This window comes from Verrucomicrobiia bacterium, from assembly GCA_036268055.1.
Taxonomy (GTDB): domain Bacteria; phylum Verrucomicrobiota; class Verrucomicrobiia; order Limisphaerales; family Pedosphaeraceae; genus DATAUW01.
The window spans coordinates 20,879-39,934 of record DATAUW010000020.1 but is presented as its reverse complement, the minus strand read 5'-3'; the positions used below and the strand labels follow the sequence as shown (position 1 = coordinate 39,934).

Annotated in this window: 14 protein-coding genes; 8 read left to right on the top strand and 6 right to left on the bottom strand. The window is 55.0% G+C overall.

What is annotated here, in order from left to right; all coding sequences use genetic code 11:
- Positions 1-75: 75 nt before the first annotated feature.
- Both VH413_14360 and VH413_14355 read right to left on the bottom strand, forming a co-directional pair.
- Positions 76-912 (bottom strand): ABC-2 family transporter protein, encoded by an 837-nt coding sequence (locus tag VH413_14360; protein ID HEX3799874.1) that lies wholly within the window; start codon positions 910-912, stop codon positions 76-78.
- A 13-nt stretch (positions 913-925) separates the two neighbouring features.
- Positions 926-1,732 (bottom strand): ABC-2 family transporter protein, encoded by an 807-nt coding sequence (locus VH413_14355; GenBank protein ID HEX3799873.1) that lies wholly within the window; start codon positions 1,730-1,732, stop codon positions 926-928.
- Positions 1,733-1,904: 172 nt separating this feature from the next.
- Between VH413_14355 and glgP the strand changes: the two genes are divergently transcribed.
- The 5 genes from glgP (at position 1,905) to VH413_14330 (ending at position 7,416) form a co-directional block, all read left to right on the top strand.
- Positions 1,905-4,106 carry an alpha-glucan family phosphorylase gene (glgP, locus tag VH413_14350; GenBank protein HEX3799872.1) on the top strand — a complete coding sequence of 734 codons (2,202 nt, stop codon included), beginning with the start codon at positions 1,905-1,907 and terminating at the stop codon, positions 4,104-4,106.
- 161 nt (positions 4,107-4,267) lie between these two features.
- Positions 4,268-5,392: a 23S rRNA (adenine(2503)-C(2))-methyltransferase RlmN gene (gene rlmN / locus VH413_14345; GenBank protein HEX3799871.1), complete on the top strand. Its 1,125-nt coding sequence runs from the start codon at positions 4,268-4,270 to the stop codon at positions 5,390-5,392.
- A gap of 31 nt (positions 5,393-5,423) precedes the next feature.
- Positions 5,424-6,044 (top strand): imidazole glycerol phosphate synthase subunit HisH, encoded by a 621-nt coding sequence (gene hisH / locus VH413_14340; GenBank protein ID HEX3799870.1) that lies wholly within the window; start codon positions 5,424-5,426, stop codon positions 6,042-6,044.
- A 122-nt stretch (positions 6,045-6,166) separates the two neighbouring features.
- Positions 6,167-6,568: a hypothetical protein gene (locus VH413_14335; protein ID HEX3799869.1), complete on the top strand. Its 402-nt coding sequence runs from the start codon at positions 6,167-6,169 to the stop codon at positions 6,566-6,568.
- Between the two features lie 227 nt (positions 6,569-6,795).
- A complete protein-coding gene (locus VH413_14330; protein HEX3799868.1) occupies positions 6,796-7,416 on the top strand; it encodes a superoxide dismutase in 621 nt (206 codons plus the stop codon).
- Positions 7,417-7,466: 50 nt separating this feature from the next.
- Here the strand turns inward: VH413_14330 and VH413_14325 are convergent, their stop codons facing one another.
- Entirely contained in the window at positions 7,467-8,273 is an 807-nt protein-coding gene (locus tag VH413_14325) for an EcsC family protein (GenBank protein HEX3799867.1), read from the bottom strand.
- 109 nt (positions 8,274-8,382) lie between these two features.
- Here VH413_14325 and VH413_14320 point away from each other — a divergent pair, with 109 nt between their 5' ends.
- Positions 8,383-9,513 (top strand): Lrp/AsnC family transcriptional regulator, encoded by a 1,131-nt coding sequence (locus VH413_14320; protein ID HEX3799866.1) that lies wholly within the window; start codon positions 8,383-8,385, stop codon positions 9,511-9,513.
- A gap of 17 nt (positions 9,514-9,530) precedes the next feature.
- Here the strand turns inward: VH413_14320 and VH413_14315 are convergent, their stop codons facing one another.
- From VH413_14315 to VH413_14305, 3 genes are all read right to left on the bottom strand, one after another.
- Complete coding sequence (locus VH413_14315) at positions 9,531-11,117, bottom strand: alpha/beta hydrolase-fold protein (GenBank protein HEX3799865.1); 1,587 nt, start codon at positions 11,115-11,117, stop codon at positions 9,531-9,533.
- Positions 11,083-12,318, bottom strand: a complete 1,236-nt coding sequence (locus VH413_14310; GenBank protein ID HEX3799864.1) for an MFS transporter — start codon at positions 12,316-12,318, stop codon at positions 11,083-11,085. The genes VH413_14315 and VH413_14310 overlap by 35 nt, the downstream gene beginning before the upstream one ends.
- Before the next feature lie 210 nt (positions 12,319-12,528).
- Entirely contained in the window at positions 12,529-14,169 is a 1,641-nt protein-coding gene (locus VH413_14305; protein ID HEX3799863.1) for a hypothetical protein, read from the bottom strand.
- A 919-nt stretch (positions 14,170-15,088) separates the two neighbouring features.
- Here VH413_14305 and dnaB point away from each other — a divergent pair.
- Both dnaB and bamA read left to right on the top strand, forming a co-directional pair.
- A complete protein-coding gene (gene dnaB / locus VH413_14300) occupies positions 15,089-16,555 on the top strand; it encodes a replicative DNA helicase (protein ID HEX3799862.1) in 1,467 nt (488 codons plus the stop codon).
- A gap of 3 nt (positions 16,556-16,558) precedes the next feature.
- Positions 16,559-19,048 carry an outer membrane protein assembly factor BamA gene (bamA, locus tag VH413_14295; protein ID HEX3799861.1) on the top strand — a complete coding sequence of 830 codons (2,490 nt, stop codon included), beginning with the start codon at positions 16,559-16,561 and terminating at the stop codon, positions 19,046-19,048.
- Positions 19,049-19,056: the final 8 nt, after the last annotated feature.

The following is a 19,056-nucleotide window of genomic DNA, read 5'->3' as shown; positions in this document are numbered from 1 at the left end:
GATTTTTGGGAAGAAAAAGAGCTAGTATTCCCTCGCTTTTCTCCGCGCCTCCGTGTCTCCGCGGTTAAAAATCCGTCACGAACTCGCGCTCGTATATCGTTTGATGGATTGACGCCAGCCCCACTCTGATACGCACCAGCATACTCCGCACATCGCCACCAGCAAGAGCATCGGCTTTGGCGAACTGATTTTTTCCAGCAGCACGCGTACCGGCACGTTTGAAACCAAAAGCATGGGAATCGCGAAGGTGAAAAACGCCTTGAACAATCCGCCGAAGGCCTCGTCCGGCATGCGCGCGATGTTGAATAAATTGTAATAGCCCCAGACGATTCCCTGCGCGCGCACCGTCCAAAAACTCAGCCCCGCCAGCAGGAACATGAGCGAATAATGAATCAAGATTCCCGCAATGCACAGCAGCAGAAAACTGGCAATCTGCATCGCGCCGGGGACGACATGGAGTTTGTGCAGGCAAAACACCATGATCGCAACGGCTGAGGTGGCATTAACGAATCCGCCGAGGTCCACTTGCCGCAAGGAAATGATGAAGCGCGGGTTCACCGGCAGCAGCAAAAGAAAATCCAGCTTGCCCGTCCGCACCATCTCGGAAAGGTTCGTGCAGTTCACGAGAAAGAACGATTGAAAAATCTGCTGGATGAAATGGCTTGCGCCGACGAGCAGCACGACTTCCCATTTCGTCCAGGTGCCGATATTTTCCGTGTGCAAAAAAATCACGCCGATGAAACTGAGTTGCAGGCCGAACCAAAGAAATTCCACAAGCAGCCAGAGGAGAAAATTCGATTTGAAACTCATCTCGCGAGCGACGGAGTTTTTCCAGAGCGCGCCGTAGATGCCCAAATATCGCCCCAGCGAATTCGCTTCCATCTGCGCTACCTTTGTTTCGTCGTTCGCCATGCTCATCCATTGTTCAACCGCCCACCGCCGAGTAATGCCGGATGCCGCGATACCACGCGACGCGCGCGATCAAATACGCCAGCACCACCCAGCCAAATTGGATGATCAAGCCGCGCACGAGGGCATCGCCGGTGATGCGTCCCATATATATACTCACGGGAAAATACATTTGATACGGAAACGGCGTGAAGGCGAGGACGTGTTGCAAACCCACCGGCAAAATATCCAGCGGAAACAAATGTCCGCTCGCGATGTATTCAAACGCGAACAGGATGAAAATGAAGGTTGAGACTTCGAGCACCCAAAACGCCAGCATCGCCATCGCGTACGAGGTGAAAAATTGCAGCAGCCCGGTCAAGCCGACCGACAGGAAAAAACAGAACACATTGGCCGGCTCGGCTGGCAGCACGAAATATTTTCGGAGGCAAAAAATAAAAATTCCCAGCGGAATTGCCGCGACCATCATGTAGATGAGCCGGCTCGAAAAAAACAGGCACAGGCGGTAATTGAGGTAATTGATCGGTTTGACCAGGAATTGGCTGATGTTGCCATCCTTGATGTCGGCGGCGATTTGCCAGTCGTCCTCGCTGACCGCCGTGAGCGCATCTACGACGGTGATGATGAGATAATAGGACGTCATTTCCGCCAACGAATAAGCGCCCACGTCCGCGCCCGCGGGTTTGCTGGCATAGACCGCGCGCCAGAGATAAATCGTGGCCAGCAGCGGCACGAAGCCGAACACGGTGCGAAACAGAAAATTCACCCGATAGGTCAGGTTGTTCTGTATGCCGATGTTGAGGACGTGCCAGTATTTTTTCACAAACGCGTGCGCAAGTTACCACAAGGCCGCCGCGCGCGAAAACAAATCTCACTCGCGCGATGGATTTTGTTTGCGGAGCTTCCATCGCGTAACTAGCTTTTAATGGTCGGTTGTGAGGGCGCAACGCCACTTGAATTGAACTTGAACCTGAAATCGTTGAACTTGAAAACCTATGAGCAAAACCCCGCTTACGCCTGCCGAGCTGAACGAGTTGGTCGTGGGACTGAACAAACTAGCCCATAATATCTGGTGGACCTGGGACCAGGAAGCACAGGAACTGTTCCAGGAATTGTCGCCGCGCAGTTGGCAAAATCTCTATCACAATGCCGTCGCCGTCTTGCGCGAAGTTTCGGTTTACGAATTGCGCGTCCGGCTTCAGGAAGCCGATTTCTGCGGACGCGTCCGCCGGGTGCTGGATAATTTCAATGCCTACATGAACGACCAAAACACCTGGGCGCAGCAGCACGCGCCCAGCCTGTTAAAAAATCCGGTCGCCTATTTTTCCGCGGAATTCGGTTTTCACGAAACGCTTCCCATCGCCGCCGGCGGTCTCGGCATCCTTGCCGGTGACCATGCTAAATCGGCCAGCGACCTGGGCCTGGGTTTTACGGGCATCAGTTTGTTTTATCGCGAAGGTTATTTCCAGCAAGCCATCAACCAGGACAACTGGCAGACGGAATATTACACGCTGCTCAATCCGAAAAATCTTCCGATCGAGCCCGTGCTCGATGCCAAGGGTGAACCGCTCCTGCTCACGGTGGATATCACGATGACGCAGGTGTTCTTCCAGGTGTGGCGCGTGAACGTGGGGCGCAATCCGGTGTATTTGCTCGACACCAACCGCCCGGAAAATCCGCAGCATTTCAAGGACCTGACCTTGCGCGTTTACGGCGGCGACAGTACCACGCGCATCATGCAGGAAATTTTGCTCGGCATCGGCGGCATCCGTCTTTTGCGCGCGCTGGGTTTGCAGCCGGCGGTGTATCACATGAACGAAGGCCATGCGGCATTTCTTACTCTGGAATTGATGCGCGAAAAAATGGCCGAAGGCAAAAGCGCCGCGGACGCCCTCGCCGAGACGCGCAAGCAATGTATCTTCACCACGCACACGCCGGTCGAGGCGGGGCATGATCGCTTCACGCCAGACTTGATGGATTACGCGCTGCATAAATACGCAAGCATGCTCAAGCTGCCTATGAAGGATTTGCTTGCGCTCGGCCGCGTGAATCCCAAGGACGAACACGAACCGTTTTGCATGACGGTGCTCGCGTTGAAAGCCTCTCGCGCCGCGAACGGCGTGAGCGAGTTGCACGGCGAAGTCAGCCGCCACATGTGGCAGCCGCTTTATCCGAACGTGCCCGTTGAGCAGGTTCCGATCGGCCATATCACCAACGGCATTCATTTGCTCGGCTGGATGAAAGGTCCGGTGCGGCGTTTCTGGAGAAGCAAGCTCAGCCAAACCGCGGCGGGCGGCGCTGAAAGTGGCTCGGGTGATACCACGCGTTTCTGGCAGGGAAATGCGGACACGAGTTGGGACAAGGCGATCAATTCACCGGAATTGTGGAAAAAACTTCTCGATCCGACATTTATTTCCGATGAAGAACTTTGGGCGTTGCGTTATCGCCTCCGCCGCGAACTGATCGAATTCACCCGGCGCCGGCTCGCCATTCAGGGCCAACGCAATGCGCAAGGCGATTTCATTGCACTTGATCAACTGCTCAATGCCGACGCGCTCACCATCGGTTTCGCGCGCCGGTTCGCGACTTACAAACGCGCGCCGCTGATTTTCCAGCAACTCGAAAATATCGTGAAGCTCGCGCGCGACCGCCAGCGTCCGATTCAATTCATCTTCGCGGGTAAGGCGCATCCGCGCGATGACGATGGCAAGCGTTTCATCCAGCATATTATTCACCTCAGCAAATTCAGCGATATGCAGGGGCATCTGGTGTTCATCGAAAACTATGATGTGCACGTCGCGCGCCAGATGGTTTCGGGCTGCGATATTTGGCTGAACAATCCGCGACGGCCACTTGAAGCTTCGGGCACCAGCGGCATGAAAGCGGGCTGTCACGGCTGCCTGAATTTGAGCATCCTCGATGGCTGGTGGCGCGAAGGCTACGACGGCACGAATGGTTTTGCCATCGGCACGGATTCGAATTCTGATTCCGTCGCCGAGCAGGACCGCGTGGACAGCGCGAATCTTTATTCCGCGCTCACCGAGCAGGTCATTCCAACCTTCTTCGACCGCGATGCCGAGGGCCTTCCGCGCAAGTGGATTCAAATGATCCGCCGCGCGATGGCCACGCTGGTTCCGCAATACAGCACCCGCCGCATGGTCAAGGAATATACCGAGAAATATTATCTCGTGAAATAGGTTAGCCACGGATGAAACACGGATTGAACACCGCTAGAAAAGATATTTGGTCATTCCAATCTGTTTTTAAATCAGTGTTTCATCCGTGTTCAATCGGCGGATAAGCAAGTTGTCGCGCTTTCGTCTTTCCTGATTTCTTAATTGGGTTAAGTTGGTTCGTGGTGACCGACATCAAATCCATTAGCGCCGACGGTTTGCGCGCGCGTTTCGCGGACTGGAAGCAGCCCGCCTATCGCGTCGCGCAACTGCTCGAATGGCTTTACGTCCATCGCGTCACGAGTTGGGATGCGATGACGAATCTGCCCAAAGCCTTGCGCGACTTGTTGCGAAAAGAATATTCGCTCAACACGCTCGAACTGGTCCGCAAACAAGGTTCGCGCGACACCACGCAAAAATTTCTCTGGCGTCTCCACGATCAATCGCTGATCGAGAGCGTGCTCATCCCCGCGAATCCCGCGCTTTACGGCGAAGCGAGCGACCGCCATACGCTTTGTGTCTCGACGCAAGTCGGCTGCGCGTACGGCTGCAAATTTTGCGCGAGCGGACTCGAAGGGTGGAAGCGCAACTTGCAGGTGTACGAAATTGTTGAACAAGTTCTCGCGACGGAACGCTGGCATCAGGCGGAAGAATTAAAAATTAAAAATGCAAAATTAAAAAACGCGGAAGCGCCGCCGGCTGAACGCCTCGTCAATAATCTTGTCATCATGGGCATGGGCGAACCACTGGCGAATTACGACAATCTGCTCGCGGCCTTGCGCATCCTCAATGCGCCGTGGGGCGGCGGCATCGGTGCGCGCAAGATCACTATTTCAACGAGCGGACTCGTGCCACAGATTCGCAAGCTCGCGGATGAGCCGTTGCAATTTCGCCTCGCGATTTCCCTTCACGGCGCCACTGATGAGACGCGCAATAAAATCATGCCGGTCAATCGCAAGTATCCTTTGACTGAGTTGACTGCTGCTTGCGAGTATTATCAGCAAAAAAAAGAGCGCATGATCACGTTGGAATATATTCTCATCGCGGGAGTGAACGATGGCTTGGACCAAACGAAACCGCTCGGCGAACTCGCGCATCGCCTTCATGCGAAAGTGAATTTGATTCCGTATAACAAAGTTGAAGACCTCGACTGGCAGCGTCCCAGCGAAACCGTGCAGGAAGAATTTTTGGCCGCGCTCGAAGCGCGCGATGTGACCGCCACTTTGCGCCGCGAGAAAGGCCACGACATTGACGCCGCCTGCGGCCAGTTGCGGCTCAAGACGGAGCGCGAGTTGGCAATCACAGGTTGAAATTGGGCGCGACTGAAATTACTCTGCGTCCGTGATTGCTCTGATTGACTACGGTTCCGGCAACTTGCGCAGCGTGCAAAAGGCCCTTTTGAAAGTGGGCGGCGATGTCCACGTCGTGCAGCGTCCGGAACAATTAAAAGATGCGCGCGCGGTGGTGCTGCCGGGAGTGGGCGCGTTCGACGATTGCCTCAACGCGCTTCAGCGCCAGGAAATGCTCGAGGCTTCGCGTGAATTTATCCAGAGCGGGCGGCCCTTTCTCGGAATCTGTGTCGGCTATCAGGCGTTGTTTGAGAAGAGCGAGGAGTTCAACAGTTGCGCTGCGGGCATGGGAATTTTCGGCGGGAAGGTTGTGCGTTTCACCGAGCAATCCGGCTTGAAGATTCCGCAGATTGGCTGGAACCAGATCGAGATTGCGCAACCGGATTGTCCCTTGTTCAAGGGCATTCGCTCAGGCAGTCATGTCTATTTTGTCCACAGTTTTTTCCCGCAACCGACGGACTCAAGCATCATCGCCACGCGCACGACTCACGGGCAGACGTTCGCATCCGCCGTTTGCCGCGATAATGTTTTCGCCACGCAATTTCATCCCGAGAAAAGCCAGGCGGTCGGACTGCAATTATTAAAAAATTTCGTAGAGTTTGCTGGGAATTAAACCTCCCCTGTAGCGGCGGACTATGATCGCCGAATCCCCATCTTCATTCACTATCCAACCCAAAATTGTTCAGTATTAGTTTGTTGCTGGTGTTTTTTATACCAGCGTGGTTCTATTTTGATATGCCATATACTGAATTTGATGACCCATCGCCAATAGCCGGGTCGGAACAATTCAAAGAGGCGTTGCGCGCTGTCCGTGACAAAGTTCCTGATATGATTCCCTTTGCAAAAATGCTTAGAGCCCATTGCCAAGCCCCTAGACACACCATTACTGCGTCCAAGCTCGCAGAGGAAGTTGGCTATCCAAATTATTCTTCCGCTAACATGCAGTATGGCATTTTGGCTCACCACGTCGCCGATGTACTCCATTACGCGCCTAAGCCCGTCAAGTCAGGTGAGCGCCACTGGTGGCGTACGCTGGCTTATGGCAACGAGGAAATGCTGCATAATGAGAACGGGCATTACGAGTGGATTATGAGACCGGAACTTGTTCAGGCTTTGCAGGAATTAAATTGGGCGTGAAAGCTGAGCAGCGAAATTTTTTGAGATTTGTTCCTCGCGGAAATTATCGCGCCGGGTCTATTAAATAACAATTTTAATGGCCGTTTCACCTTCACTAAAAGCTCGTACAAAATTGAAAATCAAATGCCCTTGTGAGAACTGGCCTTCTCGGCTATGCTGTCTTTGCATTAACAACAGTCTCACCTTGTTAATTCATTACGGATCAAAACAACCAAACTATAGATAATATGGCCTACGAACTACCTCCTCTGCCTTATGCGAACAATGCGCTCGAACCGCACATTGACGCTGCGACGATGGAAATCCATCACGACAAGCATCACAATGCTTATGTCACCAATTTGAACAAGGCGATCGCCGGCAAACCCGGTCTCGAAAGCAAGACCGTCGAGCAACTCATTTCCGCGCTCGACAATGTCCCCGATGATATCCGCGCCGCGGTGCGCAACAACGGCGGCGGCCATTTTAATCACTCGCTGTTCTGGAAGATGCTCGCCCCGCACGCCGGTGGCGCGCCGACGGGAAAATTGGCCGATGACATCAACGCCGCTTTTGGCAGCCTCGAGGTGTTCAAGCAAAAGTTTGAAGCCGCGGGCGCTTCCCGTTTCGGCAGCGGCTGGGTTTGGCTGGTCGTCAACGGCGGCAAACTTGAGATCGCCACGACCGCGAACCAGGACAATCCGGTCATGGGCAAAACCATCGCCACTTGCGAAGGCAAACCCATTCTTGGCTGCGATGTCTGGGAACATGCCTATTATTTGAAATACCAGAACAAGCGCCCGGATTATTTGAAGGCGTTTTGGAACGTGGTGAATTGGCCGGAAGTCGCCCGCCTCTACGCTTCGTAAGAAACTATTTTCGACACGGCGCGTCGTGCACAACGGCGCGCCGTTTTTATTTACGTGGGCAAGTCTTCATACACCGCGCGGATTTTTTCGATACCGTGAATCGCTTCCAGCCGTTTCACGATGAAATGACCACGCGCCATGTCCTGAAAGTGATCTATGAACAGCACGTTCACCAGTCCGCCACCCGCCGCGCCGATCACTGGGACCGCCTTCGCCGCGAGTTCTTCGGATACCACCACGCCAAAGCGGGACGCGATGGCATTGACGAGGCGAATGAGCGCTGGGGCTGCCGCGTCCACCGTGCCTTTTTCCACGAGATAATTTGCGGCGTCCGCCACGGATTTGGTCAATGCTGCACGCGTCATCCAATAGACACTGTCGGCGGCGTTGTCGCTTGAAGTGCGTCCGCCGAGCGCAAAAACTTCCAGGCATTCAAGCCGGGTTTGAAGTTGCGAAATATCATGACCTTCACTGCGCGCGATGTCGGCGATGGAGCGCAACATGATCGCGGTGGATACCGGCAACTCGACCGGCAACGCCGCGAGGCCGAACGCACCGCCGATTCCGCCCGACGCGCCGATCAATAGCTTGTGAAGTTTCTCCCGCGACTTGCGCGGCTTGCGATTGCCGAGGCTCGCGACAGCCACTTGCAGCGATTTCATCAATGCCGATTTCGTCGCGCGGTTGACGATGTTCGACCAACCGGCGGGCAGCAACGCGAAACCTTTTTCGACCGGACCGCCGAGGAGATTTGCCATGCGAATTGTGAAGCCCGGATGTTCAAGCAACGATTTGGCGGCCTGCAAATCTTTCAATTCAGCGCGCGTAAGCGAGTGCATGACTGGCGGCTTGTCCATTGCCGGAACATGCCACCAATTTGCGCAAGGCTCAATGCGCAAAGTGCGGCTCTCTGCGTGCCAATTCCATTATTGGAAAGTTTTTCCGTTCTGTTATATTGATGGCTGAATGAATTTAACTACCGTGCCCGTTGAGATTGGCGATCCCATCAATGCCCGCATTCTTGCTGTTTCCGAAGACAAGCTCCAAGGTTTCCAGCGCGATCCGTTCGGTGAAATTTCCCGTTTGTCGGGCGTCGAGGTTCCGATTGTCATCGAACGCATTCAGGCGATGGTCAAGGCCGGCATCATTCGCCGCGTCCGCCAGACGTTGATGGCGACCAATCTCGCTCCGGGCGCGCTGGTTGCGTGGCAGGTTCCCGCTGAAAAACTCGATGCGGGATTCGATTACTTGTTTCAGAATGATCCCTTTTCCGGCCACGTCGTCCTCCGCTCCGCCGATCCCGCGACGCCCGGTTCCAATTACAAACTTTGGACGACGTTGAAAGTGCCGCAGGGTTTTTCGATGCAAAAGCATGGGGAATTTCTGGCGCAAAAAATCGGCGCGGAACATTTTCTTCTTATGCCGGCCAAGCGACTTTTCGCGCTCGGCGTCGGCCACATCCGCCGCCGCGGGATGTCGCCGGGCAGCAAGGCCGACGAACTTGCCGAGGTCATGGATGTCAACGTCGTGAAGTTGAACGAATCCGAGTGGCGCGTGCTCACCGCCTTGAAGCGCGAATTCGATCCCGAGGAAATTGTCGAAAACATCTGGCAGGCGCGCGCCGACGAAGCCGAAGTTTCGCTCGAGGAATTTTGCAAGATCGCGGACGACTTGAATCGCCGCAAGGTCATTGGCCGCTTCTCAACTTTTTTGGAACACGTCAAGCCGCTCGCCAGTGGAGAGCGCGTTACGCGTTTCAATGCGCTGTTTCATTGGGCCGTGCCTGCGGGGCGCGAGATTGAAGCCGGGCGCGAAGTCGGACGTCATCACATTCTCACTCACGCTTACTGGCGCGAAGGGGGGACGGAATTTCGCAACGTCAATATCATGGGCGTCGCGCACGGCACGGACCGCGAATTGGTGCTGCAACACAAAGCGGCGATTGACGAGCATTTGCGCAGCATTGGCATTCCGCTCAGCTATACCAATGTCTTTTGGGGCGGACGCAGTGAAATCAAGCCTTCGGAGATTTCTCCATTCGCTTATGCCGAGTGGTGTCGTAGCGTGGGACTCGATCCCGAGGAAATGCGCGGCTGATTTGCGGCGCGAAACAATTAGTTGCCTCGCGGGCCGCCGGTTGCCGCTTCCATTTCGCGCATCATTTGTGAAGTCGTGATGTCCATCCACGCATGACCTTTGCCCGGCCCGTAAATAATCCGGCCACGAAACGGGGGATCGGCTTGCGAAAGAAATTGGTCGAGAAGATGCACGGCGTTGTTCAAAAAATAATTGTCGGCGTCGCCGACGGAGATGTGAAGTTTGCCTTGGAGTTTCGGGCCCAGCGTCGCCCAATTTTTTTCGAGCACCAAACGCAGGTCATATTTTTTCCATTGTTCGGCCACGGTGTGATTGATTATGCCGGTCTGCGGATCCCATAAAACGGATGGTCGGTCGTCCGCACCGCGCGGGCCGAAAGTGGCATTCCACGTGCCCCATTGTTTGCCGGACATCGTCCAACTGTCTCCCGCGCCAAGAATATTCTCCATTCGCACTTCACGCCGCATGGTCAGGCGCACGTCACCCAGCACAGTACGGTCACTGGGCCGCTCGTTTCCAAATTGGTTCACATAGGCATTATCGTCCTCGTAAATATTGACCAATTCAAACGCGCGAAAATCCACTGGGTCGGGGCAAAACGTCCAAGTGCCGTTGAAATAATCGGGATAAAAAATTTGCAGCGCGAGCGACACCCATCCGCCGGTGGACAATCCCGAGAGTGTTCGCGCGCGGGGTTTGCCGATGCCGCGAAACATTTTTTCCACGTACGGAATCAATTCCTGCGTGATGGCGTCGCCGTAAGGCCCGTTGTTCGCGGAGTTGACTTGATACGGGTCGCCCAGCGGCCCGGCGCCATCCAACTGCAAAAGAATCATGCGGGGGGTTTTGTCCGCGAGCCAGTTTGCCCTGAACTCGGATTCATCGCCCATCAATTTGTTCACCGACGTGTAACGCGCGCCCCATCCGCCGATGCGAACCCAAAGGGGATATTTGCGATGCGGCTCGCGGGCGAAATCACGCGGCAAAATAATTCCGGCGCGCAGGTAGATCGGACGGCCGTAAAATTGGCTCAGCAATGGTGAAGGGATTTTTATGAATTTCACCAACTTGGCGTCGCGCGGCAATTTTTCAGCGGGAATCTGCCGCGACAATTCCAAAACCTCTTTGCCGCCGAGCGCTGGATCGAGACGGGTTTTTCGAGCCGCGCTGTAAAAATTTCCGGGTGCATCCGGGCTGCGCAAATCTTCGTTCACGCTGAGCAATGCCTGGACAAAATAATCACCCGCAGGAAGCTGGGAAAGATTTGCTATTGGAAACGCGATTGATTTGCCGTCGAGAACACCGGTTGCGCCGGCGATAAAATTGGTCACGTCGCGCGCCAGCACGAAAGGCGTGTTAGTTCCGGGATCATCCAAGGTCGGCCACAGTTCATCGCTTTCATTTCGACTGAGGACGACTAAAAGCCGGCCATTCTGCGGAGCGGTGGCCAGGCCCTTTTTTATTCCCACTTCAAAGCGAAGATTGGTTTCGGCCCGCGATGGCAGGGCCAACATGGCAAACAACACCAGCGAAAAAAATTGCGCGAAAGCAAAACGAAGGCTCGCGAGCTTAGGCTTCCGGCACGGTTTCGACTTTGGCCGCATGAGTCGGATGATAATTTTTCGGCAGTTGCGCCCACGCGAGCAGCGCAGTGATCAAGGCGACGACGGCGCAGGACGCGTACGGCAGGATGGGGTTTTTGACGAAAAGGGTCGCGGCAAAAATCGGGCCAAGGATGCGCGCGAGGCTGCCCATGCTTTGCGCCACGCCGATCGTCGCGCCTTGTTCATTGGAACTGGTGAGGTTGGAAATCATGCCGAACACGGGCGGGCGCGTCATGCTTGAGCCAATGGCGAGCAAGGCGAGCAGCAAATAGATTTGGGTCCAGGTGTTCGCGAAAGGCATCGGGCCGAGGCTGAATGCGACGCACAATAAACTGACGGCAACCAGTTTTGGTTCGCCGAGCAGCTTGACCAATCGCCCGGTCGCGCCGCCCTGGAACACCGCGCCGACAATTCCCGCGAACATGAACAGATGCGCCGCGACTTTGATGCCATCGGTGGTCTCGGGGTCCACGCCGAATTTTTGCAGCACGAGCAGGCTGAGTGTGGTTTCGAAACAGGTGAAGCAAAAGGTCGCGAGAAAAAACACGCTGATCAACAAACCCACTTTCGGCTTTTGCATAGTGTGAAGCCATTGATCGAGATGCGGGCGCGGCGCGACATGTTCGGAGCCGGGCTTGCGGCTTTCCGGCAGGATGACGGTCGCGAGAATAAAATTGATCGCACAAAACGAGGAAGCGACCCAACCCGGGCCGGCCGGGCCAAAATATTGCCGCGCTTTCGCGCCAAAGAATGGGCCGAGAATAAACCCGAGCCCGAACGCCATGCCGATGAGGCCCATTTTTTTCGAGCGCTGCTCGGGCGGGGTGATGTCGGCGATGTAGGCCTGCGCCACACCGATGTTGCCGCCACACAAGCCGGCGAAAGCGCGCGAGAGAAATAAAACCAGGAGACCGTTGCGGCTGGGCAAACCCGAACCCCAGGCAAAAATCGCGTAGGAAATGCAAGCGCCCGCGGTGCTGGTGAGGATCACGGGCCGGCGGCCGATGCGATCCGAGAGGCGGCCCAGCACGGGCGCAAAGACGAATTGCATCAGCGAGAAGGTGGACATGAGCGCGCCGATCTCGAGGCCGGTGGCCGCGAAATTTTTGGCGTAGATCGGCAGCAACGGAATGACGATTCCGAAACCGATCAGGTCAATGAAAACGGTCAGAAAAATGATGAGGACGGAAGGTTTTCTCATGCCGGGGAAACGGCGCGCTGCGAGGCATGGCCGGAATTATTTTTCAAATACATGAGGAGAGTCTATTTACGAACGGCAGCGAGTCAAGCGGAGCCGATCGGACAGCAAAACAGGATTTGGGTGTGCCAAAACATGTGCCAGTCGGAAGCGGCAATCTTTGCGGAAATTGATGCGAGTCGCAGACCCGCGCTCCCAACGGATTCGGTACTCTTAGAACGCTTTCAACCGGAAAAATTTTGGCGAACTGGAAACGGCGTTGGTGTACGGGCTCGTGGCGCCGGAAATATTGTTCCAGGCACCGGCGGGAGACGGCGCTGATTGGAGGATGAAATTCGCGCCGGGCCAGGTTAACACCATGTTCGTGCCGCTCATGTGAAATGCCACCATGCCGCCGCTTGGCGCCGCCACCAGATTGGTGGCCACCATGTAGTCGCCGCGCGCATCAATGATCTGCACGCCGATGGAATAATTCGTCATACTGCGATAGGCGTGGTTGGCAAAAATTTGAAACGTGCCGTTGTTTCCGTTTGTGGCGATGGGCGTGACATTGGTCACGGTGAGCGTGTTGGTGTTCGTCATGGAATTGGCGATGACGATGTTCGTAATGGTCGTCGAGCTATTGGCGGTGGCATTATTGAAGCCAAGGGTGCTGAAGGTGCCGTCGCCCCAATAAACGGTCACGGTATTGATCGCGGTGGAGTTCTGGAACGTGCCGAGGAGACCGTTGAAGGACGTCCCCGAGCCGGTGAGATTTCCATTCGTGAAATTCAGCGATTGCGAGACGTATAACAAGGCGATGGCGTCATCAATGGTCGTGCTGCCCTCGCTGGCGAATTCGCCGAAATAAATATTGGAATCTCCGCCGGGTGTGCCGGCGCCGGTGGCGAGATAGGTGGGCAGCGAGAATGGCGTGGGCGTCGGAAAAATCGTGACGATGCCGTTGAGTGTGAGACGGGCGATAGCGCTGCCGAGATATTCGGTGAACCACATATTTCCATCCGGTCCGGTAATGATGTCATAGGGCTCCGGGAAGTTGGCTGCGCCCGGATATAAGGGAATGGTAAATTCTTTGATGGAGGTTCCGTCCGTGGTGATGCGCCCGATTTGATTCGTATTGAATTCGGTAAACCACATCGCGCCGTCCGGCCCGGTGACGATGGTGAGCGGCTGGCTATTGGTTGAGGGAACCGTATATAAAGTGGCCACGCCGTTCGTGGTCAGCTTGCCCACCTCGCCGTAAGTCGCCTGGGTGAACCAAAGATTTCCATCCGGACCGCTCGTCAAGTCATACAATTCGGCGTTCGTTCCCGGCGCGCCGAAGCGTGTGCTGGTTTCAAACGGACCGTATTCCTGATAAATCACCTGCCGCAGGTTGTTGGTCGGATTGTAAGGATTAAATTTGGCAATTTTGCTGAGCTTGTATTCGATAAACCAAAGATTGCTGTCTGGCCCGACAGTGATGGTAGCGGGAGTCGCGTCAATATTCGTCAAAAGATATTCCAAATAATTGCCGTTGGTCTGCATGCGACCGATGGCGTTCGCGCCCTGCTCGGTGAACCACATGTTGCCATCCGGCCCGGTCACGATGCCGCGCGGCAGGGCGTTGGGATTATTCGTCAGGCCGACTTCGCCAAATAAATTATCCGTTGGATTGATGCGTCCGATGACGCCATTGTCGCCGGCAGATTCGGTGAACCAATAATTGCCGTCCGGGCCATAAGTGATGCTGGTGGGGGTCACGGGCGCCTGCCGCGTGATGGGAATCTCCAGAATGTTCGTTTGCGCAAAAGCCTCGGGCGCGGCACACGCGAAAAATCCGCAAAGCGACACCGCCGCGGCGCGCGCGATCACGGCGCAAATTTTGAAAGGCTCGTTCCGTCCCTGGCTAAAAAATAATTTCAACGCTGACATTTAATTTTCTTAGGCTTTGCGGCCGCGAACCTTCACGGCGTTTTCTCCGGCGTCATGGACGCTGCGTATCACATTAAACGCCGTCCGGCGAAGGGCAAGCGAATTGTGGCGTGGTGCAGATGACGGCAGGTAGAGGACTAAGGGACGGACGGGACAAATGAGGTTTGGAGAGGTTGGTTCCAGGGAATGCGGTGGCCTCGCTGCGCTCGGGATAGTGGGCTTGGATGAGTTGCAGGTTCCCCCGCTGAAGCTGGAGATTAATGAGAAGCGGTGGGTTTTTCGGGAGGTTATGGACGGGTGGAGCGGGTGGGTTTGTTTACGGCTCGCGAGTACGCTCGCCCTCCCTTAGTTGGGGCGCGATGGGTTGGCGGAGCCGACGGTGGAGAGATTAAACGGTGAAAGGGATGGAAGAATGGCTCGTTTTGAGGTCCAAGAAATTTTCATTTTGTAACCTATGGAAGGGTGGACTGGGTTTGAGGGATATGGCATGGTGGGGACGGTTCTTTGATAGAACATGGAACGGCTAAGGACGGATATATAAATGGCGGGATGGATAAAAAACGCCATTTGGTTCGGATCTTCAAGATGCCAAACGAGCCAAAAAGTTCGGATAAGTTCGCGTTGGCTCGGATAAGTTCGCGTAAGTCCGGATAAGCTCGCTTAACGGAGGGAAAAAATATTTAAGCGGCAGCACCGAAAGTTGGTTGCCGATAACGCTAAACCTTCGCGGCCTGGCAATTCGCAAAAAGTTTAAAAACTTATGCGTTTGTGAACAACTTGTGAATGCGTGTTATTAAGATTTGGCCATCGCGCGAGGATTGAATTTGCTTCACTCCGCAAATTTCGTTTTGCTTGTGGGATGATTGACTCAGCATCCGAAGGCGCGGACGGCGCACCTGACTTGAAAAAATCCCGCCGCAAGAAATCGGGATTTTCCGAGGCTGCGTCGCGCGTTGACCGCCTGCCCCCGCACTCGCCCGAGGCGGAGCAAGGCGTCCTGGGTTGCATCCTGCTTTCCCCGAACGAATGCATCGGCGAGTGCGTGGAGAAATTCAAATCCGGCGCCGAGGTTTTTTATGATCTGCGCCACCAGGTGGTTTTTGAAACGCTCACGGAGATGTACGACACGCGCGAGGCCATTGACATCATCACGCTCCAGCAACGTCTCAAAAATAAGCAACGCCTCGAAGAAGTCGGCGGGCTGGTGTATCTCAATTCCCTGCCCGACACCGTCCCGTCCGCGGCGAATTTAAGTTACTACCTCGACATCGTTCTCGAGAAATTTGTCCTGCGCAAAATGATCCAGACTTGCACGGATGTCGTCGCGCGGGTGTACGAGCATGAGGGCGAAGTGGACGGTTTGCTCGATGAAGTGGAACGCGATATTTTGCGCATCAGCGAAACGCGCGTCGAAGGCAAGACGGACAAAATCAAGGAGCTGGTCAAGAAGGCGATCAGCACGATTGAAGATTATCATCAGCGCCAGGGAATGCTTACGGGTGTCGCCACCGGATTTCCCGATCTGGACAAAATGACCAGCGGATTGCACGGCGGTGAAATGATCGTCGTCGCCGCGCGACCGAGCATGGGCAAAACTTCGCTCGCGATGAATATTGCCGAGCACGTAGCCATCGAGGAAAAAATTCCCGTGGGAGTTTTCAGTTTGGAAATGACTTCGGACTCGCTGGTGCTGCGCATGCTGTGTTCGCGTTCCCGGGTAAACCTGCGCAATGTCCGCGAAGGCTTCCTTGCCGAGCGCGATTTTCCGAAGCTGACGGGCGCCGCCGGCAAACTGGCGAGCGCGCCACTCTTTATTGATGACTCTTCCGGGTTGTCCATTTTGCAGCTTCGCGCCAAGGCCCGGCGGATGTCGCAGCAATTCGGCATTAAGCTCTTTGTGATTGACTACTTGCAACTCCTCCATTCTACTGCGCGCCGGGCAGAGAACCGGCAGCAGGAGATTGCGGACATCTCGAATGGAATCAAGTCGCTGGCGAAGGAACTGGATGTTCCCGTCATCGTCCTAAGCCAGTTGAACCGCGAACTCGAGAAGGACAAGGACCGCAAGCCGCGACTTTCGGACTTGCGTGAATCCGGCGCGATTGAGCAAGATGCCGACCTCGTGTGTCTGTTGTATAAGCCCAGCCGGGACGATAGTGATGACGCCGCGGGCGGCGAGGAGCAGGATGCGGTGCCGGTGAACCTGCTGATCGCGAAACAACGCAACGGCCCGACCGGGGATGTCCATTTGACGTTCCTCAAATCGTACACGCGGTTTGAGAGTGCAGCGAAAGTCAGTGATGAAGATGTGCCGACTGAAAAATAAGTGATGAAATTGTTGATCCGCCACGGCGGCCTCTGGCTGCTATTGTTCTTCTGCTGGCTCCCGGCGGCATCGGCCCAAACTGGTTACGAGAAAATCGCCGCCATCGTCGTGACGAACGTCGGCCCGCAGGTCGCCAGTGACGAACTCATCCGCGCCAACATCCACGTCAAGACGAACGACATTTATATCGCGGCGAGCGTGGACCACGATGTCCTGAATCTTTACGCCACCGGTTTCTTTTCCAACATCCGCGTGACCGATCAGCGCAACGATCAGGGCGTGGTGCTGACTTACATCCTGCAGGGCAAGTTCCGGCTCACGGGCATCACCTTCCAGGGGAACACAAAATTCACGACTGCGAAGTTGATGAAAAAATTGACGTCCAAAATCGGCGACCCGTTGGACGAGCGAAAACTTTTTAACGACTGTTTGGAGATCCAGAAGGCTTACGAAAAATCCGGTTACCAGCGGACGACGGTAAAATATGTGCTCGGCAATTTTGATTATGAAGCCGGCCGCGCGAACGTCACTTTCCAGATCCAGGAAACGCCGAAGATCAAAATCACGGAAGTGGATTTCAACGGCGCGCATGCCTTCTCGCTGAAAAAATTGCGGCACGTCATCAAGACTCGCAAGCACTGGATGTTCTCGTGGCTCACACGCAGCGGCATCTACAAGGAAGACCAGTTCGAGGATGATAAGGAGAAGCTGATCGAATTTTATCACAACGCCGGCTACATTGATTTCGAGATCAAGGAAGTTCGCTTCATCAATCCCACCCCGAAGACGATGCGGATCGAGTTCGTCATTTTTGAAGGCCATCCTTACAAAGTCGGTTCGGTGACCATCAAGGGAAACAAACTTTTTACGACCGACCAAATCATCCAGGGCCTCAAGCGCGAACATGTCGAAAGCCGCTCGAAGGAAAAAATCGGTGTCCACGGTCTTGAAGCGGACGTGGGCCTGACGTTCACGCCGGACCATCTCGAACATGATACGAAGGCCATCGAGGATTTTTACGGCGCGAAGGGATATATAAATGTCCGTGATCAAACTCCCAACCTGAACGTGACCCGCATCCCGAACACGGATACTGGCACGATGGATTTGGAATATAACATCGAAGAAGGCGATAAGGTTTTCATCGAAAAAATCCTGATCAAAGGCAACGTCAAGACAAAGGACAAAGTCATCCGCCGCGAATTGGCTGTTTCTCCCGGCGATGTTTTTGACATGGTGCGCATCCGCCGCAGCAAGGAACGTCTTGAAGGTCTCTCGTTCTTCGAGAAGGTGGATACCAAGCCTGCTGGAACCGATGTGCCGAACCACGACGACCTGATCGTGGGCGTGGATGAAAAATCCACCGGTAATTTCACCTTCGGCGCAGGCTTCAATACGGTCGAGAGTATTTTTGCTTACGCTGAAGTCAGCCAGGCGAATTTCGATTTGTTCCATCCGCCTTACTTCACCGGTGGCGGCCAGAAATTCCGTTTGCGCGTCCAACTCGGCACGGAGTTGCAGGATTATTTGGTCTCGTTCGTTGAGCCGTGGTTCCTGAACCGCAAGCTCGCCCTGGGTGTTGACCTTTATCGCTCGGTGCAAAACTTCGTGAGCCTCGATAGTCTTTATGATGTGGCCCGCACCGGCGCGAAGGTGAGTCTGACGCGCGCGCTCGGCAGCGATTTCCTGATCGGCAGCGTTAGTTATAATGTGGAAGACATTGGCATCTTCAATGTCAACACCAACGCTCCCACTTCCATTCTTCAAAACGCGGGCGATACGATCGTTTCCCGTTTCGGCGCGTCCCTTACCTATGACACGCGGAATTCCTACGAACTCGCCAACAAAGGCCAGGAGACGCAATTAGCCGGGACGATGTCCGTGGGCGACCGCAATTATTACCGGCTCGAATTGAAATCGTCGTGGTTCTTCCGCGGCATCGCCAAAGATCACACGCTGGAAATTTCCGGCAAAGCGGGCGTGACGCAATCGGTGAGCGGTGGCGATGTTCCTTTCTACGATCGCTTCTACCTCGGCGGTCAGGATTCCTTGCGCGGCTTTGACTACCACGGCGTCAGCCCGCGCGAAGTTTCGCAGGACGGTCAGTTGTTTGAACCCATCGGCGGCGATACTTATTGGTTCGCCTCCGCGGAATATACCATTCCGATCATCAGCCGCCTGAGCTTTGCATTGTTCTACGACATCGGCAATGTCTCCACTCGCGCCTACAGCAACGGTGGCCAGGAAGTGCAGGGTCGAAGCTTCATCGCCCCCGGCCAGGTTCTGCCGCCGTTCTCTCCGCCGTTCTCGTTTGGTGCGTTCCCGGCGGGCAACACCGGGGCTTACAGTGACGATTTTGGTTTCGGCATCCGCCTGAGCATTCCGACGCTGGGGCCGTTGCGATTGGATTACGGCATCCCGCTTCATCACGACACGTTCAACGGCAACGGCGGAAAATTCCAATTTGGGGCTGGTTTCAGCCGTCCGCTTTGATTAGTTTA